Genomic DNA, 25671 nt, shown 5'->3' with positions numbered 1-25671 from the left:
AGGTTACCGATTCGACGGGTCTTGTCGATTCGGGTGGTTTTGCCGATTCGAGGGGTCTGTCGTTGGTGCTGAATCCAATCTAGCGCCTACCGACCGACAAACAGGCACTTGTCAGGCAGCGGCAAGCGCAGTGGTCCGGTGGGCGTCGGGCGATGGGATGACGACCTTCGGGGAACCGAGACCCGATTCGCCCGCCAGTGCCATCCCATCGGCGTCGGCTGCCTCGGGTCGCATGGCCGTGCCGACGTCGAGAAGCAGATCGGCGATCTCGACGTCGAGAGCATCACAGATCGAGGCGAGCAGTTCGCTCGACGCCTCTTTCTGGCCGCGTTCCACCTCGGACAGATATCCCAGACTGACCCGTGCATTGGTGGATACTTCGCGCAGCGTTCGGCCTTGCTGGGTACGCACCCGGCGCAAGCTGTCGCCAAGCGCCTCGCGCAAGAGCATCGCCATCGAGTCTCCTCTCGGTGTCTGTGTCGTGTTCTGTCTCTCGTGTCCGTTCGGCTTCAACGCCGGAGACAGCCGATACGTTCCCGAACCTTCGAATCCCGAACTTCGCACACCGTCCCCCGTGTGTCTGCACGACACTAGTCCAAAGTTCCGACAGTCGCCGTACGCCGTTCGTCCGCGCGTCGCGGCGCCAACCCTTGGCCCGCGCCAGATCACACGGTGTCGGAATGGCGGCGCGGCGAAGGACGAATGACGTCAGGAGCCTTGCGTGCGTCAGAGGTCTTGCGATCGTCAGAGGTCTTGCGGGAATCAGGAGCCTTGCGGGAATCAGGAGCCTTGCGTAGCGAACCGGTCGTCGAATCCGACCGAGCGGCCCGGACGCGCACACGCAGCGCCTGCCAGGTGTAGTCGACGCCCGTCACGACGGTCACCACGACAGCGGCCCACATGATCACCATCGCGATCGTGTGCCATACACCGTTCAACGGAAGCACCAGGAGCCCGATACCGACCGACTGCAGCAACGTTTTCAACTTGCCGCCCCGACTGGCCGGAATCACCGCATACCGGATCACCCAGAAGCGTAGAAGCGTCACCCACAACTCACGGACCAGAATGATGCCGGTTACCCACCAGCTCAGATCGCCCAGGATGGACAGGCCGATGAGTGCGGCACCGATCAGCGCCTTGTCGGCGATCGGATCTGCCATCTTCCCGAAGTCCGTCACGAGTCCGCGTTCGCGGGCGAGCCTGCCGTCGACCCTGTCGGTGAACGCGGCACCCGCGAAGATGACCGCGGCGACGATCCGCCACACGGTGTCGTGCCCGCCATCGATGAAGAGCACCGCGACGAACACGGGAACCAGCAGAATGCGGAACACCGTCAGCGCATTGGCGATGTTGACCACCGGCACCGGATCGACCGGGTCGGTGATGTGATCGGGAGTCCGCACCCCTTTAGCGTATCTGTCGCGACTAGGCTCAGATGCCGTGCCCACTGCCGAACAGGAAACGGTGCCCCTCATTCGACGCGCCCGCACGTCCGACGTGCCCCGCATCAAGGAGCTCATCGACCTCTACGCGGGCAGAATCCTGCTCGAAAAGAACCTCGTCACGCTGTACGAGGCGGTCCAGGAGTTCTGGGTGGCCGAGGTCGACGGCGTCGTGGTGGGTTGCGGCGCGCTGCACGTCCTCTGGGCCGATCTGGGCGAGGTACGTACCGTCGCGGTCGACACCCGCTTCTCCGGTCGCGGGATCGGGCACCTCCTGGTGGGACAGCTCATGTCGGTTGCCCGGGAACTCCAACTCTCCCGGGTGTTCGTGCTGACCTTTGAGACCGCGTTCTTCGGTAGGCATGGCTTTCGCGAAATCGAGGGCACCCCCGTCACCCGCGAGGTCTACGAAGAAATGTGCCGCTCGTACGACACCGGCGTCGCCGAGTTCCTCGACCTGAGCTACGTCAAGCCGAACACCCTCGGCAACACACGCATGCTCGCCCACCTCGACAAGAATTCGACCGAGCAGACGCCGTAACCGACCGAGCACCGGTCACCGACTACACATTCACCCACTCGACACCAACCAGACACAAGGAGCGACATCGTGGCGATCTTCGCAGTCCACTACACCTACGGTCCCGCCAAGGCGGCCGTGCGAGACCAGCACCGGCCGCTGCACCGTGAGTGGTTGGCCGAAGAGTTCAAGGCCGGCAACGTGCTGATGACCGGCCCCTACCCCGACGGCTCGGGAGCGCTGATCCTCATCCGCGGCACCGACCTCGACGAGGCAGAGGCGTTCATCGCCAACGATCCGTTCAACGCGCACCAGGCCATCGACGGCGTGCGGGTCGTCGAATGGACCCAGGTGTACGGCCCCTTCGCCGAATAGCTCGGGACGCCGCACACCTGGGCGACACCTCGGCGCTATTCGTCGTGTCGGACCGCCGGTTCGCTCGTCGACGCGCCCTTGCGCTTGGACCAGAGCAGGCTCGCCACCGTGGTGATCACGAGTGTCGCGAGGATGACCGACAGCGACACCACCGTCGAGATCTCCGGTACCGCGACGTGCTCGCCGCCGTTGATGAACGGCAGCGTGTTCTCGTGGAGTGCGTGCAGCACGAGCTTCACGCCGATGAAGCCGAGGATGAACGAGAGACCGTAGGACAGGAACACCAGGCGGTCGAGTAGCCCGCCGAGCAGGAAGTACAGCTGGCGAAGGCCCATCAACGCGAACGCATTCGCGGTGAACACCAGGTACGGCTCCTGCGTGAGGCCGTAGATCGCGGGAATCGAGTCGAGCGCGAACAAGACGTCGGTGAAACCGATGACGATCAGGACGAGCAGCATGGGCGTCGCCCACCGCTTGCCGTTGATTTTGGTGAAGAGCTTGTCGCCGTCGTACTCGTCGCTGGTGCGCAAGCGCTTCTTGAGGAAACGCTCGAGCCTCGTCTCGCGCTCCTCCTCATGCTCGACGGGGTCGTCGCTCTCGCGGAGCAGCTTGATCGCCGTGAAGATGAGGAACGCGCCGAAGAGGTAGAACACCCAGCTGTATGCGTTGATCGCGGCGGCACCGACAGCGATGAAGGCGCCACGCATCACCAGCGCCATCACAATGCCGAGAAGAAGTACCTTTTGCTGGTACTCCCGTGGCACCGCGAACTTGCTCATGATGATCACGAACACGAAGAGATTGTCGACGGACAGCGCCTTCTCGGTGACGTAGCCCGCGAAGTACTCACCGCCGTAGGTTCCGCCCCACTGCCACCAGACGAACAGACCGAAGATGACGGCGATCGAGATGTAGATCGCCGACCACATTCCGGACTCGCGGAGCGAGGGGGCGTGTGGAACACGGACGTGTGCAAAGAAGTCGAAGACGAAGAGGCCGAGGATCACCACACAGGTGATCGCCCAGACGGTGGGCGAAACATTCATAGAAAGATCTAACCTCCAGCGCGCAGCACAGAATTGTTGCGATGCCAGAGGTCTCTCCCGCCCGGCGCCGCCTCATCACGGGCAGCGACATTTCCGGACCAGCTACCCGGGCCGGGGGTGTCGAGCGATGATCCGCATCGTCGACCTCCCGACCGTATTGACGGACAGTCTGCGAGGTTGGGGATACTCCCCTCTTCGATCTGCCGACCACTTTAACAGTCAAATGAAACCGAGGGCGATCCGGTTCATCCGTTATGCCCGAATCGGCTATTCGGGGCTACTGTCCGTGTCGCCACCGCCGGTGATCGATGCGATGACCCCTGCCAGATCGTCCGGCTTCACCAGCACCTCACGCGCCTTCGACCCTTCGCTCGGGCCCACAACGCCGCGCGTCTCCATCAGGTCCATCAGTCGTCCTGCCTTGGCGAACCCGACACGCAACTTGCGCTGCAGCATCGACGTCGAGCCGAACTGGCTCGACACCACGAGCTCGATGGCCTGCAACAGATCGTCGAGATCATTGCCGATATCGCCGTCGATGTCCTTCTTGTCTCCGGCCTTGGCTGTTGTCACGCCCTCGGTGTACTCGGGATCGGCCTGCTCACGCGTGTAGTCGACGACGGCGGCGATCTCCTCGTCGGTGATGAACGCTCCCTGCATACGGACAGGCTTGTTCGCGCCCATCGGAAGGAACAGTCCGTCGCCCATGCCGATGAGCTTCTCTGCGCCGGGCTGGTCGAGGATGACGCGGGAGTCGGTCAGCGACGACGTCGCGAACGCCAATCGCGACGGCACGTTGGTCTTGATCAGACCGGTGACGACGTCGACGGACGGCCGCTGCGTCGCCAACACTAGGTGGATACCGGCCGCACGTGCCTTCTGCGTGATGCGGACGATCGCGTCCTCGACGTCGCGGGGGGCGGTCATCATCAGGTCGGCGAGCTCGTCGACGATGGCGAGAATGTAGGGGTACGGCTTGTAGACGCGCTCGGAGCCCAGTGGCGTGGTGATTTCTCCCGAGGCCACCTTGCTGTTGAAGTCGTCGATGTGGCGCACCCGCGACGCCTTCATGTCCTGGTAGCGCTGCTCCATCTCCTCGACGAGCCAGGCGAGGGCGGCCGCCGCCTTCTTGGGCTGCGTGATGATCGGCGTGATCAGGTGCGGGATGCCCTCGTACGGCGTGAGTTCCACCATCTTCGGGTCGATGAGGATCATTCGCACCTGCTCGGGAGTGGCGCGCGTAAGCAGCGACACGAGCATCGAGTTCACGAAGCTCGACTTACCGGAACCCGTCGAACCCGCTACCAGCAGGTGCGGCATCTTCGCGAGGTTGGCGCTGACGAAATCGCCCTCGATGTCTTTGCCGAGACCGATCACCAGCGGATGCGAGTCCTTGCGGGTCGACGGCGACTTGAGGACGTCTGCCAGACGCACCATCTCCCGATCGGAGTTGGGCACCTCGATACCCACGGCGGATTTACCCGGGATGGGCGCGAGCAGCCGAACGTTGTCGGTGGCCACCGCGTACGCGATGTTGCGCTGCAGTGCGGTGATCTTCTCGACCTTCACACCGGGACCGAGCTCGACCTCGTATCGCGTGACGGTCGGTCCGCGGGTGTACCCCGTGACCGCCGCGTCGATCTTGAACTGCTCGAGCACCCCGGTGATGCGATCGATCATGTCGTCGTTGGTCTGGCTACCGCGCTTGGGCGGATCACCATCGACGAGCAATGTGGCCGGAGGCAGGCGGTAATCGCCTTCGACCTCGGCGACGACGAGCGCGTCCGAGTCGGCGTCGGGGTCGACGACCGGCTCCGGTGCTGCCGGCTTCGTGGACGCAGTCGTCTCGCGACTTCGCGCCTTGGCAATGTCGCCCGCACGTTTGCGGGTTCTGGCGGCGGGCCGCGCGATCTGCTCGGTGACCTCGTCGACGACGGGTTCGGTCAGCATGTCGTCGAAGTTGTCGGTCGGCAGGTCGGCAACGTCGACGGTCGGTGTCGGCACAGCGATGGGTGCGCTGCGTCGATCCGAGCGCGTGCTGCGTCGACGAGGGCGCGCCGTCGAGTCGTCGTCGGGCGGGTAGTTCTCGTACGGGTCGTCGGAGCGGCCACCTGCAGCCGACCGAGACCATCCACTGGTGGCGTAGGAGCCGCTCCGGTTCTCGTCCTCGAAGTCGTCGTCGGCGTCGACCAAGTCGTCGTCATAGGCTTCATCGTCGACGTCGTCGTCCCACGGGAGTTCGTCGTCGACGACGTGCCCGCCGCCCAAGCCGAGCCAGCCCGCGGCAGCGTCGACCACCTCGCGGATCGTGCGACCGGAGAGGATCAGGACGCCGAAAGCGATGCACAACACCAGGATCGGCACCGACACCCACGCCGTCACACCCGCGGTGAGCGGCGTCCCGACGACGTAGCCGACGAACCCGCCCGCATGTGAGCGGCCGGGAAGGTCTTCGGGTGCCCCGGCCACCAGGTGCATCAGACCGAGCAGCGGCAACACGATCAGCAACGCGCCACCTATGTATCTTGCGCGCTTCTCGGGGTTCGGGCCCCGTCGCATCAGCACTACCGCACCTGCGGCGAGCGCGACGGGCACCAACAGCGCAGCGGTTCCGACAATGGCCCGCACCAGAGCGTCGATGAACGCGCCGACCGGACCGGCCGCCCCGAGCCAGACACCAACAGAGACGAGGAGAGCCAGGGCAAGCAGCGCCAGCCCGATCCCGTCGCGCCGATGCGAATGGCCCTGCGCGCCGATGGCGTGCCGATCGGCCCGACCCTCGAAACCGTCGGCGTCATCGGCGGTCAAGTAGTCGTCGTCGACGTCGCGGAGGTCCTCGTCGACCACCGACGCCGACGTCGAGTGCCCACCGCCCGCACGTGCGACAGAACCGACCCCCCGCGCGAGCAGCGACCACGCACCCCCGAGACCGCGGCCCACTCCCCGACCGACGACGGCTCCCGCGGAGCGTCGACTGATATCGGCGGATTGTTGCTTACGGACCGGTTGCTGACGGCCTGAACTCTGCTTTCGCCCCGAACCCTGCGAGCTGGTCGACGACGTCGACGCTGTGCGTGTGCGTCCGGTACCGCTGGTGCGCGACCCTGCGGCACGACTCCCCGACCCTGCCGCGGGTCGCCGTCCGCCCGTGCTCTGCTGACGGCTCGACGCCCGTCCCCCCGTTGCACCCCGTCCCGCCGCTGCGCGCTGTCCACCGCTTGCGCGTGACGCGGCCGCGGCCGAACTCGTGCCTGCCTTCGAAGCCATACGGACAGACTAGTGGTCACCCATCACCTGAGTCACATACACAACACAGGCAACACAACTGTGTGTCGAATTCGTAACCCGTGCCCGACTCGAGCGTTGCTGGAACTTTCGCGAACCCGCAGTTCAACGCCCGAATCAGCTGATTCGTACGGGGAGATTCACACTGGGAAATTCACACGGAGCGGGTGGTTGCCAACACCGCCGCGATCGCATCGGGGTCGCCGGACCATGTGATCGCCACAGGTGCGCGGCCGTAGGCGAACAGAAGCAACTCGCCGACGGTCCCCGTGGCCGTTACCGGTTCACCCGACCCCGCGACCAGCACGTTCTCGCCGTCCGGTGTCGCGAGCGTGAGCTGAGCAGGCATCGACCGCAGCGTGAGCTTCCCCATACCCTTCAGCGGGGTACGCAGTGCCTGCGTCATCTCAGCGCTCAGTTCGCGTGGAGTCCACGGTCCGTCCGGATCCGCGCCACCGCGCAGTACGTCCTCGTGGTGGATGAACATCTCGGCGAGATTGGCCCACCTGTCGACAAGGCGGAACATCGAATACCACGGCGGGCCGTCGGCAACCTCCTCGACGAGGTCGGGCCACGGGTGGGCAGCGGTCTGCGCCTGCACCTTCTCGGTGTGCCCGGCCAAGGGACTCACGACGATTCCGAGCGCTGCGTCGGGTCGACGCTCACGGATCACCAGGTGCGCCGCGAGGTCGCGGGCATCCCAGTCGCCACACATCGTGGGCGCATCGGGTCCGACGGTCCGTAGCGTCGCGGCCAACTCCGCGCGTTCCGACTGTGCAAGGCTCACGACCCCACCCTAGCCAGCCCGCGCGGAACGCTGTTCAGATCGACGGCAGCAGCAACGCCTTCTTGAGTCCTGCGATGTCCGAGTCGGAGAGCCGAAGTCCCTTGTGGACGTAGTTCTCGAAGCTGCCGTACGTCTTGTCTGCCGCTGCGAATGCGGCGTTGAGCAATCCGATGTTCACACCGTTGAGCGGATCGGTGGGCGATGCGTGGCGGAACGAGTTGCTGGCGAGGAAGTCGGCGTCGACGACCTGGCGATCGACGCCGAGAACGGTGAGCAGGACCGCCGAGAGCCACCCCGTGCGGTCCTTGCCTGCGCTGCAATGGAACAGCACCGATCCGCCTGCACCGACGGTGTTCTTGATGTCGAGCAGCGACGCGCGGAACGCCTCGCGTGCGTGCGCGTCGGTGACAAAGGCGCGGTAGGCGCTGGGCAGGTCGACGAGGTACGACGCCGGGACCGCACCGAGGACGTCGAAACTGCGTCGCGTGGCACCGGGAACCACTCTGTCGGGCTGCACCGTCGACTCGAGCTGAGTGCGCAGATCGATGATCGAGCGCAGGCCGTGTCGCTGGAGGACACCGACCCCGGCGGGAGTGAGCCCACTGAGATTGGCGCTGCGAATCACCTTGTCGGAGATGCGCATTCCGCTGTGCGTCGTGTAGTTCGCGAAGGTGCGGGCGTTCTGGACACCGGGCACCGAGATGGCCAGCGGCGCCGGGGCGGCGTGCGCGGTGATCGCAGCGGGAGCGGCGTGCGCCTGCGCTGCCGTCGCGACGCCGATCGGGATCAGCGTGGTGCTCAGCACCGTTGCGGCGATCGTGATCTTCCTGGCTGCGGCTGTGGCACGCGACCGGGCGTCGCTACGCGTATTCGAAGTCACTTCGGGGCTGGCCTTTCGGGGCGTCATCTCAGCTCACAACGAGACACCACGCCCCGTCGCTTACCCGCGAAATCGCGGGCCGGAGTGAGCATAACGACTGGCACCTCTCGGCTGGACGTGAGACCGCCCACAGGAGCTACGAACCGACCGCGAGCACCGTCGGCACGATCATCGGGCGTCGACGATAGGTGTCGGCAACCCACCGTCCGACAACTCGTCGAATCGTCTGGGCGATCCGATGCGCGTCGGTAACCCCTTCTGCGGCAAGCGAATCGAGCGCCTGGTCGACCAGGCTCGCCGCTTCCTTGAGCGCTTCCGGGTCGTCGGAGAACCCGCGTCCGGAGACCTCAGGAGGGCTGACGGCACGACCGGTGGCGGCGTCGATGGCGACCGTGATCGCGATGAATCCGCCCTCCCCGAGGACGAGGCGTTCGGACAGCGTCGACTCCCCCACGTCGCCGACAGACAGGCCGTCGACGTAGACGTGGCCGACGGGCACCCGTCCGACGATCTCGGCTTGGCCGTCGACGAGGTCGACGACGACGCCGTCCTCGGCGAGCATCACGCGGTCAGGGTGCACACCTGTCGCCACCGCGAGAGCCGCGTTGGCACGTAGATGCCGCCATTCCCCGTGCACCGGCATGGCATTGGTCGGCCGCACGGCGTTGTAGAGGTAGAGCAACTCGCCCGCCGAAGCATGCCCGGAGACGTGGACCTTCGCGTTCTGCTGCGTGATCACCGTCGCGCCTCGCTTGGCGAGTCCGTTGACCACCGCGAACACCGAGTTCTCGTTACCCGGGATCAACGACGACGCCAGCACGACCAGGTCGTCGGCGCGGATGTTGATCTGACGGTGTTCGCCACGAGCCATCCGGGACAACGCCGAGAGCGGCTCGCCCTGCGAACCTGTCGAGATCAACACGAGCCGGTGATCCGGGAGCGTCGCCGCGGTATCCATGTCGACGACGACGCCGTCGGGCACGTGCAGGTATCCCAGGTCCTGGGCGATCTGCATGTTGCGCACCATGGACCGTCCGACGAAGGTCACGCGCCTGTTGTGGGCGTGCGCGACGTCGATGATCTGTTGGATGCGGTGTACGTGGCTCGCGAACGATGCGACGATGACGCGCTGTTTGGCCTTGCCGATGACCTGGTCGAGGACCGAGCCGATCTGGCGTTCCGGCGTCACGAATCCGGGGACCTCGGCGTTCGTGGAGTCGACGAGGAACAGGTCGACGCCCTCGTCGCCGAGACGGCTGAATCCTGCGAGGTCGGTGAGGCGGTTGTCGAGTGGAAGCTGGTCGAGCTTGATGTCGCCGGTGTGCAACACCAGCCCCGCGGGGGTGCGGATGGCAACCGCGAGCGCGTCCGGGATCGAATGGTTGACCGCGAAGAACTCAAGGTCGAACGGTCCGTAATCGAGCCGATCGCCCTCACGTACCTCGACGAGCTTGGGCCGCAGGCGGTGTTCCTTGCACTTGGCGTCGACGAGCGCGAGAGTGAACTTCGCACCGACGACCGGGATGTCGCTGCGCAACCGCAGCAGGAACGGCACGGCGCCGATGTGATCCTCGTGGCCGTGGGTGAGTACGACCGCCTCGACGTCGTCGATGCGATCCTCGATATAGCGGAAGTCGGGCAGGATGAGGTCGACGCCGGGCTGCGCGTCCTCCGGGAACAAGACTCCCGCGTCGACGATCAGCAGCCGACCGTTGTACTCGAAAACCGTCATGTTGCGGCCGATTTCGCCGATTCCGCCCAGCGCGACCACGCGTAGTCCGCCGCGCGGCAGCTTGCGCGGGGTTCCGAGCCGGTCGACCGCCGGGTCAACGGGGATCGACTCTCGACGGCCGGCCTGTCCTTGCGCCCCCGATTGCTTGCCGTTGCCGGAGGCCTGCGCATCGTCGCGACGCTCATGCTTGCCGCGACGCCGACCGCGTCCCGGGTTCTGTTCGCCCGATGGTTTGGAACCCTGCTGAGCTGGTGCCTGCTTCTGCGCCGGCGCCTGCTGTGCCGATGCTTCTTGGGCCGGTGCTTGCTGGGCGGGAGCTTCCTGGGCTGGTGCCTGCTTCTGCGCGGGCGTCGGCTCGGGACGTTCGGCGGCCGGCGTGGGAGGACCCGCTTGGCGTGAGGCGCTGCGTCGACGTTGGGTGGCCATCAGGCGAGCACCCCCGCCGCACGTAGGTCGGTGATGAGCGCTTCGATCTGCGGGCCCGTCGCGGGCACCTGCGGCAGACGCGGATCTCCGACGTCGAATCCCAGAACACGCAACGACGCCTTGACCATCGTCACCCCGCCGAGGCGACCCATCGCATTGACCAGCGGCAGGATCGACGTGTTGATCGCACGTGCCGCAACGAGATCGCCCTTCTCGACGGCGATCTGCATGTCTCGCAGACGGTCGGGCACAAGATGTCCGATCACGCTGACAAATCCGGTCGCCCCCACCGAGAGCCACGGCAGGTTCAGTGCGTCCTCGCCGGAGAGGTATTCGAGTCCGGTCGTCGCGATGATGCCCGCCGCCGAATGCAGATCTCCCTTGGCGTCCTTGACGCCCTTGATTCGCGGGTGCTCGGCGAGGGCGATGAGTGTCTCGTTGGCGATCGGAACGACAGAGCGCGGCGGAATGTCATAGAGCAGAACCGGGAGCGACGTCGAATCGGCGACGGCCCGGAAGTGCGCGAGCAGCCCGGCCTGCGGCGGCTTGGAGTAGTACGGGGTGACGACGAGAAGCGCATGCGCACCGGCCTGCTCGGAGGCCTGCGCGAAGCGGATGCTCTCTGCGGTGTCGTAGCTTCCCGCGCCCTGCGTGATGCGGGCGCGGTCGCCGACTGCTGCGAGCACGACGCGCAGCAGGTCGAGCTTCTCCTGTGGCGTGGTTGTGGGAGACTCGCCGGTCGTCCCGGAGACGACGAGTCCGTCGCATCCCTTGGACACCAAGTGATCTGCCAGTTCGGCGGCCTTGTCGAGATCGAGCGAGCCGTCGGCGCGGAAGGGGGTCACCATTGCCACCACGTTGGTCCCGAAGGGGTGCGTGTGCAGCTGCTGCGCTCCTGCGTTCATGGTGGTCAAGGCTACCGTGGCGCCGGGAGCGTGAGCGAGCGGGCCACATCAGCGCCGTGGCGCCTGGAGCGCGAGCGAGCGGGCCACGCGGGTCTTACTACCTGGCCCGCTGCTCAGCCTTCGAGCACGAACGGCGATGTGGCGACCTCGGTGCCGTCGGCGAGCGTGCCGATCTCGAAGTCGCCGAACACGGTCGGCGCGACATCCATGAGTTGACGCAGGCATTCGACGGCGAGCTGGCGGATCTCGACGTCGGCGTGTTCGGTGGCGCGCATGCCGACGAAGTGTCGCCACGCACGGTAGTTGCCGGTGACGACGATCTTGGTTTCGGTCGCGTTGGGCAGCACCGACCTCGCGGCCTGCCGTGCCTGCTTGCGGCGCAGGATCGCGTTGGGCACGTCGGCGAATTTCGCCTCCAGGGCGTCGAGCAGTTCGCCGTACGCCTTGCGGCTCGCGTCGGTGGCTTCGGTGAACAACGCCTCGAGGTGCGCGTCGCCCTCGATTGCCGGTGGTGCGACCACGTTCGAGTCGTGTTCGGGGACGAACCGCTGCGAGAGCTGCGAATACGAGAAGTGACGATGCCGAATCAGTTCGTGCGTGCACGACCGCGAGATCCCGGTGATGTAGAAGGTCACGTTCGCGTGCTCGAGTAGCGACAGGTGACCGACCTCGAGGATGTGCCGCAGGTAACCGGCGTTCGTCGCGGTTCGGGGATTGGGCTTGTCCCAGCTCTGATAGCAAGCGCGGCCTGCGAACTCGACGAGCGCCTCGCCGCCGTCGGCGTCGGTGCTCCACGGGACGTCCTCGGGCGGGTTGAACGTGGTCGCGGCGACCATCTGCACCTTCAACGGGACCATGTCCGACATGCCGCCTCCTCTCACCTAGTGGGCATCCATGATTGTCCATCAGCGCGACCTTCACGACCCGAGCACCCCGTCGTCCGAGGGAGCTCTCGGCAACACCTGCGGAGTTTCAGCACCCGCCCCGGTGCCCGACGGGGGACGATGGGTGGCATGCCCGATCTGCACTTCAGTTCTGTTCACAGCCAGCGCTCCTGGGTCGTCGACGGCCAGGTCACCTCTCGCGAACTCGTCGAGCACAGCTTGGCCGAGATCGCTCGCCTCGACCCCACGCTCAACGCGTTCTCCACCGTTCTGCACGACGAGGCGCGAGCCGAAGCCGATCGACTCGACGCCGCGTTGCGCGACGGCATCCCTGCCGGCCCGCTGCACGGGGTACCGATCGCGATCAAGGACGAGAACGACGTCCGCGGTGTGCCCACGGCATACGGCGGAGCGTCGGTCACGACGCCGGCACAGGCCGACTCGGAGGTGGTGAAGCGTCTGCGCGACGCGGGCGCTGTGATCATCGGCAAGACCCGGATGCCCGAGTTCGGCATCTGGCCCTTCACCGAAACCGCTGCGAACGGCTGGACTCGTAATCCGTGGGACACCGACCGGTCCCCCGCCGGCTCGAGCGGAGGCACCGCGGCAGCGGTCGCGTCGGGGATGGTGGCCGCAGGTATTGGCGGCGACGGAGGTGGGTCGATCCGCCTCCCGTCGAGCTGGTGCGGCCTGTTCGGGCTCAAACCGCAGCGAGGTCGGGTCAGTACCGCACCCAACCCCGACCTGTGGCGAGCGCTGGGCACCCTGGGACCGTTGACCCGCACCGTCGCAGACAGCGCACTCATCTACGACGTGATCTCCGGTGCGACGTCGACAGACAGATTTCATGCCACTGAGCTGGCCGGTTCATTCGTCGACGCTGCGGGCACACCGCCCGGCCGTCTGCGGATCCGGCTTTCGTTTCGCAATCCGATGCGGGCGGGCATGGTCGACGACGAGTCGGCCGCGGCGATACGCGCGCTGGCCGACCGACTGCGGGACGCGGGACACGACGTCGTCGAATCAGACCCCGACTACCCGCTCCTGTCGGGGGTGTTCTCCGTGCAAACCGCGTCGGGTGTCTCCGAAGAGGCTGCGCGCGTGGAACATCCGGACCGGCTCGAGCGCAATACTCGACGCATCGCCCGAGTCGGACGTGTCCTCCACGCCCGTGCCGGATGGGCCGAGCGACGCGCGGAGCAGTTCGCAGACGAACTCCTCGCAACGATCTTCGACGACTACGACATCCTGCTGACCCCGACCACGCTCACCACCGCCGTCGAGGCGGGGCAGCTCGATCGGCACGGGTTCGTCGGCCTTCTACGTGCGGCAGCCGAGACCGCGTCGTACACGGCGGCGTGGAACGTACTGGGCAACCCCGCGGCAGCCGTACCCATCGGAGTGGATCGGTCGGGCCTGCCGCAGAGCGCTCAGCTCGTCGGACCGGCGAACAGCGAGTTGTTGCTCGTGTCGCTGGCCGCTCAGATCGAGCAGATGATTGGGTTCACCGAGCATCGGCCACACGTCACCGGACGGTGAGCACGCCGGCCGGGCTCACTCGTCGAGAAGCGCGGTGAGCTTGGCGAGCGTGTCGGTCCAATCGGACACGCTGATCGACGTGATGCCCAGTTCCATCACGGGACGGTCGTTTCCGCCCTCGTCGAGACGGTCGCCGTAGAAGAGGATGTCGTCGACGGTGAGGTCGAGGATCTCCATCAGTCGGCGCGCGCCGTAGGACTTGTCGATGCCCTTGCGGGTCACGTCGACCGACGTCGATCCGCCGCTGCGCACCTCGAGGTCGGGAAGTCGTTCGGCCGCGTACGCGCGCAGCGACTCCTTCTTGCGACCGTCGGGATCCCATGCCTTCTTGGCGTCGACGGGAGCGGCCTGCCCCAATGCGCTGAACGTGATCTGGCTGCCCCGATCCTCGAGCACCGGCCCCCACGTCTCGGTCTCCCACAGCCCGAGTTCTTTCGCGCCGGTCTCGAGCGTGGTCAGGGTGCGCTGCTTCTCGTCGTCGGTGAGGTACTCGGCGTACACGGTCTTCCACTCGGAGCCGTCCCACCGCACGTACTGCGTGCCGTTCGTGGGCATCAGATGCAGGTTCGCGCGATTCACGCCGTCGCCGAGTCGGTCGAGCACCTGCACCTGGAACTGATCGAAGTTGCCGCCCGAGATGATGCACGCCATGCTGCGGTCGAGTAGTCGGCCGAAGACCTCGACCATGGAATCGTCCATGGGGCTCTTCGACGGTGCCAGGGTGTCGTCGAGGTCGAACATGACCAGTTGGTAGGTGCGCCCGTCGTGCGTGACCGTCATCGGTACCTCTCGTGAACTCTTCGATGTGGTGAATGCCTGCTGGATTGTCTCAAAGCCGGGAACAGCATGTCATGCCGAAGCCCCGACGGTGGCATGAGCCAAGGTGGCAGCCAGATCGCCTCGGGAACCGACCTCGACGCCGTCGAGTCCGAGCCACTGCGCCGTCGTTGCGAGGTCGGTTGCGAGGCGCTCGGCGACCATGCCTGCGTCACTCCCCTCCTCGAGGTGGGCCGCAGGCACCCGGAGCACACCCGCGGCGCGGTCGGCCTTGAGATCGACGCGTGCGACGATCTCGTCGCCGAGCAGGTAGGGATGCACGTAGTAGCCGTGTACGCGTTTGTGTTCGGGTACGTAGATCTCGATGCGATAGCGGAAACCGAAGAGCCGTTCGGCACGCGGACGAAAGAAGACCAGCGGATCAAACGGTGACAGCAGCGCCGACCGTTCGTCCGCATGGGCGATGCGACGCGGAATCACGGTGTCGGCGTGCACGAACGCGGGGTCTTTCCAGTGACGCACCGAGACCTGTTGCAGCACTGCGTCTTCCACCAACTCGGCGACGACACCGCGAACCTCGGCGGGCTTGAGTCGGTAGTAGTCGGCGAGATCGGCGACCGTCGCGACGCCAAGTGCCGCAGCGGCATTCGTCACCAACTGTCTGTGCGCATCGACCCTGCCGATGCGGCGCTGCGCGACCTCGCCGACGACGCGCTCGGTGAGGTCGTAATGGCGTCCGAAGTTGGCGTCTCGCACAGCCGACAACTCACCGGAGGCGAACATCGCTTCGCACAGATGCTTCACGTCGCCGCGATTCCACCAGCCGCCGGGCGCACTGGGTTCACGCTCGATTCCGAGATGACTCTCGATCAGGCGCGGCGTCGACGGTCCAATCTCGGCGATGAGCGCCCGAATGTCTGCCGCGAGAGCCCGATTGTCGCGCATGAGTTCTCGTGTGTGGAGATACCGTCCGTCTCGGTACTCTTCCATCCGCCACCCGAACAGCGGCCAGTCGTCGACCGGAATCAGCGCGGCCTCGTGCGCCCAGTATTCGACGAGCATCCGAGTGGCCCGTCCGGGATGCCACGCGGCGCGGTCGAGCTGGGTTCGGTCGTAGGTGCCGAGTCGCGAGAACAACGGCAGGTAGTGCGCTCGCACCGCGATGTTCACCGAGTCCATTTGGATCAATCGCGTGCGTTCGACGATCCGCGACACCTGCTTGCGTGTCACGGTTCCCGCGAAGGGTCGAGGACCGAATCCCTGTGCGGTGAGGGCGATTCGGGCCGCCTGCGCGGCCGTGAGCTCGGGAGACGCCATCGCGGAGGCTATCAAGCTCCCCGACGCACATCCGACGTCGCGCCGTGACGCGAGTAGTCGACGAATCGATAGCGAAGTCCGCCCGACGACGTCTCCCACGACGTCGTCTCCGCGACCTCCCACCCGTACGGGTCGATCTCGGGTGCGAACGCGTCGGCGCCCTCGACGAGGAGGTCGATCTCGGTCACGTGCAATCGCGTGGCGTGTTCCATCGCGGCCTCGTAGATGGCCCCGCCACCCATCACCGTGACGGCGCCGACGATCCGATCGAGCGCTTCACGCAGCGAACCCGCAATCTCGGCTCCTGGCGCGACGTAGTCGCTGTTGCGGGTGATCACGACATTGCGGCGCTCCGGCAACGGCCGAAATCGCTCGGGCAGCGACTCCCACGTCTTTCGTCCCATCACGACCGGGTCGGTGCCCGTCAGTTCGCGGAACCGGCGCATGTCCTCGGGAACGCGCCACGGAATCGCATTCTGACGCCCGATGGCGCCGACGCGGTCTTGGGCCCAGACGAGTGTGATGACGGTGGCCATGGACAGAGACTACCGCCGCGCTCCGACAGGCTCTCCGAGCGTCGACGCGCCCCGATCTACCTGTGACGAATCATGCGGTACCGCAGCACCTTCGGTCGCCTGAGTACCGCCTGCCGGCGCTGTTGCCGGGTCGGTGGTACTCGGCACGTCATCGACAGGGCGGCTATCGCTCTCGGGTCCGCCACCCGCATTCGGAGGATCTGCCGACTCGCCCTCCGAAGGCACCTGCGGTTGATTGCCAGGCCGCGGCGGTGCCGCCGAACGACCGGAGGGCGGCGTGTCCGGCTTGATGGATTCGGCCCCCGCCGCCGAGTTGTCCGAAGCCTCGCCCGATTCGGCGGCGCGCGGCACCGACGTCTCCGGGTCGCGCTGACCGGGAAGTGCCACGGTCGAATCGTTCACCTGCGCGGATCGTGCCTGAGCGGCGACAGGAGCCGCCGACAACTCGACAGTCGAACTGCGCGAGGATTCAGCTGAACTGTCGGGATGCGCGGCGTCGAACCAGTCTCGGAAGCTGAACTCCGGCACCCCGAATGGTCCGTTGATTGCCGTTGTGCCGAGTGGCCGGTTGGACGGATCGCCGGACTTCTGCGCGACAGCGTCGTCGATACCTGTCGCGATCGCGATCGCAACGGTGATGGCGTCACGCACCGGCGAGAACCGGAACCACTGCGCCGGAAGCGGTTCCCCCGGACTGATGTCGCGGCTGTATCCCATTTCGACGATGGTGCGTAACGGCATATCCAGCGCGGTGATCCACGTCGCGGGTAGCACGCCCACCAGTGGAACGAGGATCGGCAGAACCTCTGCCGGAATCAGGTAATAGTGCGTGTCCCCGTACTCGCCCTGATCGACGGTGCCCGGTGCGCCCAGCGGTGATTCAAATGGATAGAGGCCGTGCTGATAGGCGATGCCGAGAACCGCGTTCAGGTCAGCGATCACGTTGAGCGGGTGTGACGGGAAGTCCGAGAAGCCGTCGTACTGGAAGCTGATATCGGTTGTGCGGAAATGACATTGCTCGTCGACGCAACTGTTCGTCGGCGCCGCGCCGTCCATGCTGATACCGAGGAACGGAATCGACAATCCTGCGAACCTCGCGAGGATTCCCCCGTTGGGCCTGTTCACGTCCGCGGCCAGAACGAAAGACACGTCGGGAGCCGACGCCCAGCCGACGCTCGAGTAGTAGTCGATCAGCGACCGTTTGGTGATCGCCGCGATCCTGGTGCTCTGCGAGTATCCGAACACGACGAGCTGATCGCCCGCGGCGGGCGTGCCGAACGAGAGATTGCGCGGACACGCATTCGCACCCGATACACAGGCACTCAGATTCGCCACTCCGAGCGCGACAGAACGATCGAAACTCAGGTCGCCCGCGGTGAATGGCGCGAACTCCTCCGGCGTGTACACGGCGACCTTGTTGAGGTCGGCCGCGTTCACACCACTGGCCTGCGCGAGGTAGTTCGACGCGATGAGGTTGAGATAGGTGTCGACGAACTCGTCGGTTTGCGCTTGAGGACCGAAGTCCACCAACGGATTCCAGGTACCACCCATGATGAGCGCCGTGACGGTCGCCGCGTTCGCCACCGTCATGACGGCAGCCGCCCAGACAGCTCCGATGACGCCACCGATCGCCGACGCCATCGCGGCGCAGACGCGCAGAATCGATCCCATATGTAGTTACCAACCGATCGGGCCGACCGCTCCCGACCCGACTTCGAAAGTCAGCCCGTTGGTCGCGAGGGCACTCCCGACCGACGAGACCGGCAGAGTGCGGTGAGGCCCATCAGATCTCCGCGCGGTGAATCATGATGTAACACACATCACACTTCGATACCGTCGGCACTGAAAAGTAGGCCACGATAAACACTCCGTTCGAAGGACAACGGATGCTGCTCGTGATCAGACCGCGACAGGCGCCTTGATTCCCGGGTGTGACCGATAGTCGACGATCTCGATGTCGTCGAACTCGTAGTCGAAGATCGACTCGCGCGGATTCAGTCGGAGCGTCGGATACGGATACGGCTCACGCGAGAGCTGCAGGTTGACCTGGTCGACGTGGTTGTCGTAGATGTGGCAGTCCCCGCCGGTCCAGACGAATTCCCCGACGTCGAGGCCGGCCTGCTGCGCCATCATGTGCGTGAGCAACGCGTACGACGCGATGTTGAACGGCACTCCGAGGAACAGATCCGCACTGCGCTGATAGAGCTGACACGACAACTTGCCGTCGGCAACATAGAACTGGAAGAACGCGTGGCACGGCGGCAACGCCATCTGCGGGATCTCCCCCACGTTCCACGCAGACACGATGTTGCGTCGCGAGTCGGGGTTGGTCTTGAGCATCTCGAGCGCCGCGGAGATCTGGTCGATGTGCTCACCCGACGGAGTCGGCCAACTCCGCCACTGCACGCCGTAGACGGGGCCGAGTTCGCCGTTCTCGTCGGCCCACTCGTCCCAGATCGTCACGCCTCTGTCCTGGAGCCATCGCACGTTGGAATCGCCGCGCAGAAACCACAGCAATTCGTAGATGATCGACTTCAGATGCACCTTCTTGGTGGTGACCAGCGGGAAACCCTGAGCGAGGTCGTAGCGAAGCTGGTGCCCGAACAGACTGCGTGTTCCGGTCCCGGTGCGATCGGCCTTGGGCGTGCCGGTGTCCATCACCAGACGCAGCAGGTCTTCATATGGCGTCGGGATCGTCTCTGTCGAGCTGAGGTCGCGGATGGCCGTACTCACGCCTGCCAGTCTAGGGCCGTCGCACCTGCCCCCGGTCTTCGCGACACCCCCGTGGGTTGCGTGTGGCTCGTGTGATGTGTGGTGACAAGAGACTAGGCTCGCTATGTGCCGCCCCGCCCGCGTACCCGCGCCAACCGCTACGCACGACGTCGCAGGTCACGAGTCGCGGCGAAATCGCACGACCTGACTCCCCTCCAGTGGGCAGCACTCAAAGAAGCGTGGGGCGGCTGCGCATACTGTCGCGCCGATGGTGTTGCGCTGCAACGTGATTGCATGTTGGCGATTTCCCGTGGTGGTCGCTACACGCTGGGGAATGTGGTGCCGTGCTGCCGATCATGCAACGCCAGCAAGTGCAATACCGAGGTCACCACGTGGATGCGTCGCAAGAAGCTCGACGAACGCTTGTTCCTGGTCCGGCAGGCCCAGATCATCGCTGAACTGACCGACGCCTTCGAAGAGGCGCAACCGACGGAATGACCGGCCTCACGAGAACACTGCGAGTCCCTTGCCGACGAAGTACACACCGACGACGAGACACGTGATGATGGTGATCGGCGAGATATTTGCCTCGAGCCACTCCCTGAAGTTGTTCAGCGCCGGATCGAGCCGGTGACCTCCCACTATCGCAATGAGCAGTGGGAGCAGGATGCCGAGACTGGCGATGAGGACATAGATCACCAGCACTATCCACGCCTCTGACCGGTTCCCGGTGTCCTCGGCAATTCGCGCCCCCGCGCCGAGACTGAGTGGCACGTTCTTCACGATCGCCACCGCTTCGACAAGCCCGAGCCCCAACACCGACAGCCCCGACATCGCCGTCACCCTGGCGAGGAGTTTCGCTTCGCTTGCCGGCTCACCGGGCGCGGGTCGCCTTCGCCAGGAAATCACTGCTAGTCCAAGGAAGATCAGCCCGAGTATCAGGGTGAAGATCTTGACTCCGTCATCCGTGGCGGCGGGTGAATCCTCTTCTGCCACGTCCGTCACCGCGACCGCGATGCCCGTCACGACAAGCAGACTGACGATCCACCCGACAGCAAAGAGCACCGCTTTGGCGCGGCCGTGTTCGGACAACAGGAGCACGACACCCGAGATGATCGCGACCGGACTGATCGCGACCGTCACCGCGATCGGCAACACATCTCCCACCGCGGTGGCGATCACGCCGCTGCTCCTGTCACGATTGACGCCTTCCGCACTCGCCGACGATTGTTTGCGCAAGTTTTCCAGCAGTCGTGCATTTTCGTCGTAGATGGCCGCAAAGTCGGCACAAAATGCGCGGTGGCGTCGGCCCGTGTCCTCACGTTCCAGACGCGGCTCGAACTGGCAGACGCGGCTGGTGCACCAGCCGCGTTCACCGACTCGAGCCGCGTTTGCGATCCCTGCCGGCCCGCCTAGGTCGATAGCCCAGCGGCCACGGTCGCGCCCAGCTCCCAGCACGCCTCCAGCACAGCCTTGTCCGGCTTGTTCGACGCGATCACGTACTCCGCGGCCTTCTCCCAGCCGAGCCCCGCGGTGATCCGGTCGACCGCGTTCACCGCGCCCTCCGTCCCCTCGTTGCCGAACGGGCGGCGCGGGTCGGTGGCCGTCGTGAATGACCGGCAGCGGCGCGGCCACCTGGCACGCTAACGCGGTGCGCCGGTCCTCAACAGCACGCGCGCAAGGCCGTCAGGGCGCACTTGGAGGACGCCGACCCCGACCACAACGCCGCGTAGGCAGTGCGGTGGAATCGCCATAATCCCCCGGACCCGCGGGCGATAGCGTAGCCCGCATGATCGGTGACAGCAGTGACAAGTCGGAGAGCCCAAGTTCGTTCGATGAGTTTGAACGCCAGATCGAGGCGAGTGAGCGCGTCGCCGACGAGTGGTTCAGCGAACCGTCGACCGAAATCTGTCGGCTCCTCTGGCAGGTGTGCGGCGCATGGGAGACCGTGATCGAGGAGGTCCGGTTCTTGCGCTACAACATCGCGGAGAACCCGCCAACGGAGCCGCCGTTCTTCTACCCGGACGGTGAGCACATAGCACGCGATCTGCGCCGTGTCGCCCGAAAGCTGAATCTGCGACTACCGAGCAAGACTGAGTGGACCGACGAGTGTAAGCGCGCCAAGTCGATGCGTGACGACCTCGGTCACTTGCTGCATTTCACCTCGGTCACGGGTCAGAGTCCCAACCAGTCGGTGACGGTTCTCCGTGTGCCCTACTGGGAGCCTAACGAGATGACCGTGACCATGGGAGGCATCGGACTGTGGGACGAGGAAAGCCAGACCAGCGTGACCACGCACGAAGCAAGGTGGGCGATCCATAACCGCAAAACTGTCACGATCACTGAGGCCGAGGCTCGCGAGGTCCTGGCCGGACTGAAGTACGTGAAGGCTTGCATCTTCGCGCTACGCAAGTTCGGGATGCAGTTCGCGGTGTGGGGCGACACCAAGGATGTCGGCTACGTGCTGGGAATCCTTCCGTGGTGGCTCGACGATTGGGGACCTCGCCCCGGCGAAAATGGCTGGACCGTACCGACGATGCGTCAGCTCCGAACAATCCCGCAGCACGACTACATCGAGTCCCTTCCCGAGTCGCAGCGACCACTGATCTGAGTTCCGCACCCCAGCGGTACATGATCGTCACATCGACCACCGCGCCTTCGACGCCTTCCGCGAATCGGGCGACAACAGAGGTGCGATGCCGCGGCTGGTGGCGAACTGTTGGGGCTCGATCGCCGGACTCGCCCACCAGCTTTACACCGATGGCGAGGTACCCCAGTCCGACGTCGACAAGGCGCTGTTCCTGCCCCTCGACGACCCCGACGCCCGCTCGTTCGCACTCGCCAACATCAGGAGCGGTGCGACGCCGGGCACCTTCGGGGTCACCCCGGCAGGCGTGCGAGGCTGATCCATCGCGTCCCGCCGAGGAACCGCCTACTACCCAAAGTCCGCCCATCCCAGCATCTCCCGATACAGAACCTCATTCCCGGTCGCATCTGGCATCGGGCGTGGATCGTCCGCCCAACACCCCAGCACTGGGTGCTGCACAGTCGTGATCGTCGCAAGAGTCTTATTGCGGATGAGGAAATGTGAGAACTCCTCGACATATCGGAGCGTCTCTTTAAACAACGTGGTCGCTAGTGTCGCTAGATCAGCGGCATATGAACGTGGTTCAAAGGGATTTGAGGACTGCGCGTTCCAAACTCCTAAGCGGTCTAGTTGGTCCTGGTTCAGTGGTGTGCTACCCGGATCAAACTCAGCGAGGCCGTCCAGAGTTACAGCCACCGTTGTCGACGAACCATAGCCCCGAGATAGCTGGTGCTGCGCATCGAGCGGCAACGCATGAATACGGTTTCGTAGCTGACCGATGACCCGCGCATACGCGCCGAGCGCTTCGAGTTTCGATGTGTCGGTCGGTTCGAACTGCTCGATCACCGAACGCAGTTCAACCGCCGATGTGAGCGAACCACGCTGCTTGTCCGGATTCAGACTTGTGTCGAGTAGCGTTCGGGTTACGCGAGCGTATCTGTCCATCGCCGCACAAAGATAGAGCAAGATTCGGTCGAATGCCTCGGCGGTGATCTCGGCGGTATCCGACCGCTGCATCTCAGATGAGCTGCCGTTACTGAGTACAGCGAGGAGATTGTCGACGGCTCGCGCTGCACGGCCTAGGCGCAGCGCTATCGCGGCCATAGACTCGACGAGATCAGAGTCACGGCCCATCGTGGCCATCAGGCGTATCGCGGTGAGATGCGGTACCGAAGCGTCGATCCCGGCGAGGTAAAGGTCGACAACGGATGTGGCGTTGTACTTTCGGACATACGTACTTCCCCCCTGCAATTTGCCCTTCGCCGATTCCAGCACGTGGTTTCCTGTGCTGCGAAGGTAATGACCAAACAGGGGTAGCAGCTGATTGGGGGTGACACTGATGACCGAGTCATTGTCGGCCACGTCGTCTCGCAGTGCGGTCGGAGCCGTCGTGACGATGACGTCTACGCCAACAGCACCGGCCGCCGCTGCCAGTGCAGACGCTCTGTGCCGATCGGCAAGGGTCAGGCCATCGTCGTCCGAATATGCCTTGCGAGCCGCTTCATCGAGCTGCGCGTAGATGCTGAAGAAGTTCCCCGACGTCCACAGCCATTGCTCGCCGTCTCGATAGCCGGAAATACCAACAGTCGATGCGTCGGCGAACATCGGGGCGTCCTCCACGGTGGTGAATGTGAACTCGTACCACTCGCTAGAGCCGAGGGCACGAAGCCACGCTGTCGGTTCGCCAGCATCGTTTTGGACCATCAAAATCGGCTCAACCTCGTCGTCCCGACCGACCACCCTTAGCAGTTCCGCCGTCGGTTCTGGCAAGGTCTGGATGTCAATGCCAACTCGCATTGTGCGAGTACTTGGCTGGATCGGGAACAGGGGCTGCGCGTCGCGCTGGGTCCCGGTCGTATTTGCCGGAGGCCGAACGTATCGCATGTAGCGGAAGCGCGGGATGTCTTCGGGCACTGTCAAAGTCATGGCATACAGATACACGGTGCCCCCGACACGCTGGAGCATTGCGAATAGTCTGAACCAATTAGCGGGTAGGCGTCGAGCCCGCACCCGCCCCCAGTGGTAGATCAGTCACTTGCGGCGAGGAAGGTGACGATGGATGGCCTCGACACCCACCCGCATGGATACGGCGCGTGGGTGTCCGCCCCTCCGCCTAAAGTTGTCGAATGGCCAAGAAGCCCACCCCGCAGGCGATTGTTGAAGGTTTCATTCTCCGTGCGCGCCGAATCATGGAGCACTCGCTGATCCGTGATCAGGCAGCGCTGATGGAGAAGCTGCACACAGGCGAAGTCAATGTGGCGGTAACGGTGAATGCGAAGACTGGTGAAGAAACCTATCGGCTACGGGCTGAGTATCCCGACGAAGAGATTCTAGAGTCGCTGGCCAGCAGAGTCCGTCCGCTGATTCTGAGCAGCGAACCGATCTACTACGACAAGGTCCTCGATGCACTCGCCGAGGTTGTAGGTGCCGAAACGCTCAGCGAGCAAATAGATTTGGATTGGTGGCGAGAGTTCTGGAGAGAAATCATCGACGCTAACCGCGACGCACAGGCATATCTCGTGACGACTCCGAATGGCTCTATCACCGACCGGAAGCTGATGTACGCCTGGCTCTACGGAGACGTCGTTCATGCGGCATCGCCTCGATCCCCGATCGTTCGCGAGTTGAGCATCGACGATCGTTTTCAGGCCGCCGCCCACGGAGTGGCGCGGATCTGCGATCGAGTCATCTACACAGCAATGATGTTAAAGACCCTGATCGAAGATGGGCTGTTGGAGGTCAGTTCTGATGTCTTGACTGACGATGTGGTGGTTACCACCACCACACTGGACGAGGAAGTCCGCGCGCTGACCGCGCCGGTCGATGCCCCTTTCCCAAAGGACCTTTCGGATCTCGACCCGACCGTGTGGCAAACCCTTCATCAGTCCATCGAGCACAATCGCCAGGCTGAATTCGAGGAGATCACGGGCAATGGGTCAACTGATACGCCTACCCCATGAGCTGGGACGAGATCGTCGCACCCAGCTCCCAGCACGCCTCGAGCACAGCCTTGTCCGGCTTGTTCGACGCGATGACGTACTCCGCGGCCTTCTCCCAGCCGAGCCCCGCGGTGATCCGGTCGACCGCGTTCTCCGCGCCCTCCGTCCCCTCGTTGCCGTGAAGGTAGAGGCCGAACGGGCGGCCCCGCGTCGAGTCGAGGATCTGGTAGTACGAGCAATCGAAGGCGTGTTTGAGGGCCCCTGAGATCGAACCGAGGTTGGCGGGACTGCCGAGGACATACCCGTCGGCGTCGAGGAAGTCGCTGGTCGACACCGACAGTGCGGCACGACGCACGACGTCGACGCCCTCGATCTCGGGGTCCGTTGCACCGCTGACCACCGCCTCGAACATCGCCTGGCAATGCGGCGACGGCGTGTGGTGGACGATCAGCAGGCGACTCATGCGCTTGGCCGCTGCTCACGTCCATGGAACTGCGCCACGGCGCGTTTCATCATCTCTCTGGCTCGAGAGCGATCGCCCGCGTAGTCATAGGCGCGCGCGATCCGATACGTGTTGTGCCAATCGGACGGGTTTGCTTCCCACTCCTGCTTGACCTGGGCGAACAGTTCGTCAGCAGCCTCACGTTCGATGCGACCCGACGCTCGACGCGGCAGGTCGGAGACGTTGAGTTCACGTCCCTCCTGCGCCATGATCCGCGCCAGTTTCTGATGCTCGATGCCCGCACGCAACGTCGACCAGATCAGCCACGCACCAAGGAACGGCAGGATCAACACTCCGATACCGAGCCCCACCGCCACGACGCCGCCGTGCGCAATGAGTTGCACACCGGTCCTGCCGAGCAGCACGAAGTAGACGATCATCGCGACGACGAGAAACGCGATCATCCACACGATCGGGCGGGCGTCGCGCTGCGTCGGATCCTTCTTTTGCTTCTTGCTCGGCTCGGCAGACATCGGC

25 protein-coding genes and 1 pseudogene are annotated in these 25671 nt (G+C 64.8%); 7 read left to right on the top strand and 19 right to left on the bottom strand.

Translation table 11 applies throughout. The features are described 5' to 3' along the window. Nucleotides 1-111: 111 nt before the first annotated feature. Nucleotides 112-456, bottom strand: a complete 345-nt coding sequence (locus ABW18_RS01000; protein ID WP_049697475.1) for a helix-turn-helix domain-containing protein — start codon at nt 454-456, stop codon at nt 112-114. A 209-nt stretch (nt 457-665) separates the two neighbouring features. Continuing rightward, entirely contained in the window at nt 666-1406 is a 741-nt protein-coding gene (gene pgsA, locus ABW18_RS00995) for a CDP-diacylglycerol--glycerol-3-phosphate 3-phosphatidyltransferase (protein WP_049697157.1), read from the bottom strand. A gap of 37 nt (nt 1407-1443) precedes the next feature. Here pgsA and ABW18_RS00990 point away from each other — a divergent pair, with 37 nt between their 5' ends. Then, nucleotides 1444-1986: an amino-acid N-acetyltransferase gene (locus tag ABW18_RS00990; RefSeq protein WP_049697156.1), complete on the top strand. Its 543-nt coding sequence runs from the start codon at nt 1444-1446 to the stop codon at nt 1984-1986. A gap of 69 nt (nt 1987-2055) precedes the next feature. Further along, on the top strand, nt 2056-2340 hold the full coding sequence (locus ABW18_RS00985) for a YciI family protein (RefSeq protein ID WP_049697155.1): 285 nt from the start codon (nt 2056-2058) through the stop codon (nt 2338-2340). A gap of 35 nt (nt 2341-2375) precedes the next feature. Here the strand turns inward: ABW18_RS00985 and ABW18_RS00980 are convergent, their stop codons facing one another. From ABW18_RS00980 to thyX, 7 genes are all read right to left on the bottom strand, one after another. Further along, nucleotides 2376-3386: a TerC family protein gene (locus ABW18_RS00980; RefSeq protein ID WP_049697154.1), complete on the bottom strand. Its 1011-nt coding sequence runs from the start codon at nt 3384-3386 to the stop codon at nt 2376-2378. Nucleotides 3387-3653: 267 nt separating this feature from the next. Continuing rightward, the gene (locus ABW18_RS00975; protein WP_235434255.1) at nt 3654-6653 is read right to left on the bottom strand and encodes an FtsK/SpoIIIE family DNA translocase; all 3000 of its coding nucleotides are present in this window, start codon (nt 6651-6653) and stop codon (nt 3654-3656) included. A gap of 172 nt (nt 6654-6825) precedes the next feature. Further along, entirely contained in the window at nt 6826-7458 is a 633-nt protein-coding gene (locus ABW18_RS00970; protein ID WP_049697152.1) for a TIGR03085 family metal-binding protein, read from the bottom strand. Between the two features lie 34 nt (nt 7459-7492). Beyond that, the gene (locus ABW18_RS00965) at nt 7493-8338 is read right to left on the bottom strand and encodes a tyrosine-protein phosphatase (RefSeq protein ID WP_152929972.1); all 846 of its coding nucleotides are present in this window, start codon (nt 8336-8338) and stop codon (nt 7493-7495) included. 136 nt (nt 8339-8474) lie between these two features. Then, nucleotides 8475-10496 carry a ribonuclease J gene (locus ABW18_RS00960; protein WP_049697150.1) on the bottom strand — a complete coding sequence of 674 codons (2022 nt, stop codon included), beginning with the start codon at nt 10494-10496 and terminating at the stop codon, nt 8475-8477. After that, entirely contained in the window at nt 10496-11401 is a 906-nt protein-coding gene (dapA, locus tag ABW18_RS00955) for a 4-hydroxy-tetrahydrodipicolinate synthase (RefSeq protein WP_049697149.1), read from the bottom strand. Before dapA ends, ABW18_RS00960 begins: the two co-directional genes overlap by 1 nt. Before the next feature lie 113 nt (nt 11402-11514). Continuing rightward, nucleotides 11515-12267, bottom strand: coding sequence for an FAD-dependent thymidylate synthase (gene thyX / locus ABW18_RS00950; RefSeq protein WP_049697148.1), 753 nt, complete (start codon nt 12265-12267; stop codon nt 11515-11517). Between the two features lie 147 nt (nt 12268-12414). Between thyX and ABW18_RS00945 the strand changes: the two genes are divergently transcribed. After that, the gene (locus tag ABW18_RS00945) at nt 12415-13824 is read left to right on the top strand and encodes an amidase (RefSeq protein WP_049697474.1); all 1410 of its coding nucleotides are present in this window, start codon (nt 12415-12417) and stop codon (nt 13822-13824) included. Between the two features lie 15 nt (nt 13825-13839). Here the strand turns inward: ABW18_RS00945 and ABW18_RS00940 are convergent, their stop codons facing one another. The 5 genes from ABW18_RS00940 to ABW18_RS00920 form a co-directional block, all read right to left on the bottom strand. After that, entirely contained in the window at nt 13840-14604 is a 765-nt protein-coding gene (locus tag ABW18_RS00940; RefSeq protein WP_049697147.1) for an HAD-IIB family hydrolase, read from the bottom strand. A gap of 69 nt (nt 14605-14673) precedes the next feature. Next, entirely contained in the window at nt 14674-15918 is a 1245-nt protein-coding gene (locus tag ABW18_RS00935) for a winged helix-turn-helix domain-containing protein (protein ID WP_049697146.1), read from the bottom strand. 11 nt (nt 15919-15929) lie between these two features. Next, nucleotides 15930-16454, bottom strand: a complete 525-nt coding sequence (locus ABW18_RS00930; RefSeq protein WP_049697145.1) for a dihydrofolate reductase — start codon at nt 16452-16454, stop codon at nt 15930-15932. A gap of 9 nt (nt 16455-16463) precedes the next feature. Beyond that, a complete protein-coding gene (locus ABW18_RS00925; RefSeq protein WP_049697144.1) occupies nt 16464-18125 on the bottom strand; it encodes a PE-PPE domain-containing protein in 1662 nt (553 codons plus the stop codon). Between the two features lie 228 nt (nt 18126-18353). After that, nucleotides 18354-19187, bottom strand: coding sequence for a thymidylate synthase (locus ABW18_RS00920; protein ID WP_049697143.1), 834 nt, complete (start codon nt 19185-19187; stop codon nt 18354-18356). Between the two features lie 105 nt (nt 19188-19292). Here ABW18_RS00920 and ABW18_RS00915 point away from each other — a divergent pair, with 105 nt between their 5' ends. Beyond that, the gene (locus tag ABW18_RS00915) at nt 19293-19664 is read left to right on the top strand and encodes an HNH endonuclease (protein WP_049697142.1); all 372 of its coding nucleotides are present in this window, start codon (nt 19293-19295) and stop codon (nt 19662-19664) included. Between the two features lie 6 nt (nt 19665-19670). On the opposite strand, the gene ABW18_RS00910 is transcribed toward ABW18_RS00915, so the two are convergent. Both ABW18_RS00910 and ABW18_RS00905 read right to left on the bottom strand, forming a co-directional pair. Next, nucleotides 19671-20348 (bottom strand): GAP family protein, encoded by a 678-nt coding sequence (locus ABW18_RS00910; protein WP_049697473.1) that lies wholly within the window; start codon nt 20346-20348, stop codon nt 19671-19673. A 230-nt stretch (nt 20349-20578) separates the two neighbouring features. After that, nucleotides 20579-20746, bottom strand: a pseudogene (locus ABW18_RS00905) (flavodoxin family protein); the annotation flags it as partial. Between the two features lie 209 nt (nt 20747-20955). On the opposite strand from ABW18_RS00905, the gene ABW18_RS00900 reads away from it, so the two are divergent. Both ABW18_RS00900 and ABW18_RS00895 read left to right on the top strand, forming a co-directional pair. After that, on the top strand, nt 20956-21777 hold the full coding sequence (locus ABW18_RS00900) for a hypothetical protein (RefSeq protein WP_049697141.1): 822 nt from the start codon (nt 20956-20958) through the stop codon (nt 21775-21777). An 85-nt stretch (nt 21778-21862) separates the two neighbouring features. Further along, the gene (locus ABW18_RS00895) at nt 21863-22072 is read left to right on the top strand and encodes a hypothetical protein (RefSeq protein WP_053117313.1); all 210 of its coding nucleotides are present in this window, start codon (nt 21863-21865) and stop codon (nt 22070-22072) included. Between the two features lie 29 nt (nt 22073-22101). Here the strand turns inward: ABW18_RS00895 and ABW18_RS00890 are convergent, their stop codons facing one another. After that, on the bottom strand, nt 22102-23718 hold the full coding sequence (locus ABW18_RS00890; RefSeq protein ID WP_235434254.1) for a hypothetical protein: 1617 nt from the start codon (nt 23716-23718) through the stop codon (nt 22102-22104). Between the two features lie 161 nt (nt 23719-23879). Between ABW18_RS00890 and ABW18_RS00885 the strand changes: the two genes are divergently transcribed. Further along, a complete protein-coding gene (locus tag ABW18_RS00885) occupies nt 23880-24713 on the top strand; it encodes a hypothetical protein (RefSeq protein ID WP_049697140.1) in 834 nt (277 codons plus the stop codon). On the opposite strand, the gene ABW18_RS00880 is transcribed toward ABW18_RS00885, so the two are convergent. Both ABW18_RS00880 and ABW18_RS00875 read right to left on the bottom strand, forming a co-directional pair. Further along, entirely contained in the window at nt 24703-25155 is a 453-nt protein-coding gene (locus tag ABW18_RS00880) for a flavodoxin family protein (RefSeq protein WP_049697139.1), read from the bottom strand. The two genes, ABW18_RS00885 and ABW18_RS00880, sit on opposite strands and share 11 nt — an antisense overlap. After that, a complete protein-coding gene (locus ABW18_RS00875) occupies nt 25152-25667 on the bottom strand; it encodes a hypothetical protein (RefSeq protein ID WP_049697138.1) in 516 nt (171 codons plus the stop codon). Before ABW18_RS00875 ends, ABW18_RS00880 begins: the two co-directional genes overlap by 4 nt. Nucleotides 25668-25671 lie beyond the last annotated feature (4 nt).

Origin of the sequence: Gordonia jacobaea (genome assembly GCF_001186365.1) — a bacterium.
Classification (GTDB): Bacteria; Actinomycetota; Actinomycetes; order Mycobacteriales; family Mycobacteriaceae; genus Gordonia; species Gordonia jacobaea.
The sequence above is the reverse complement of the archived record's forward strand: the minus strand, read 5'-3'. Positions and strand labels throughout refer to the sequence as shown.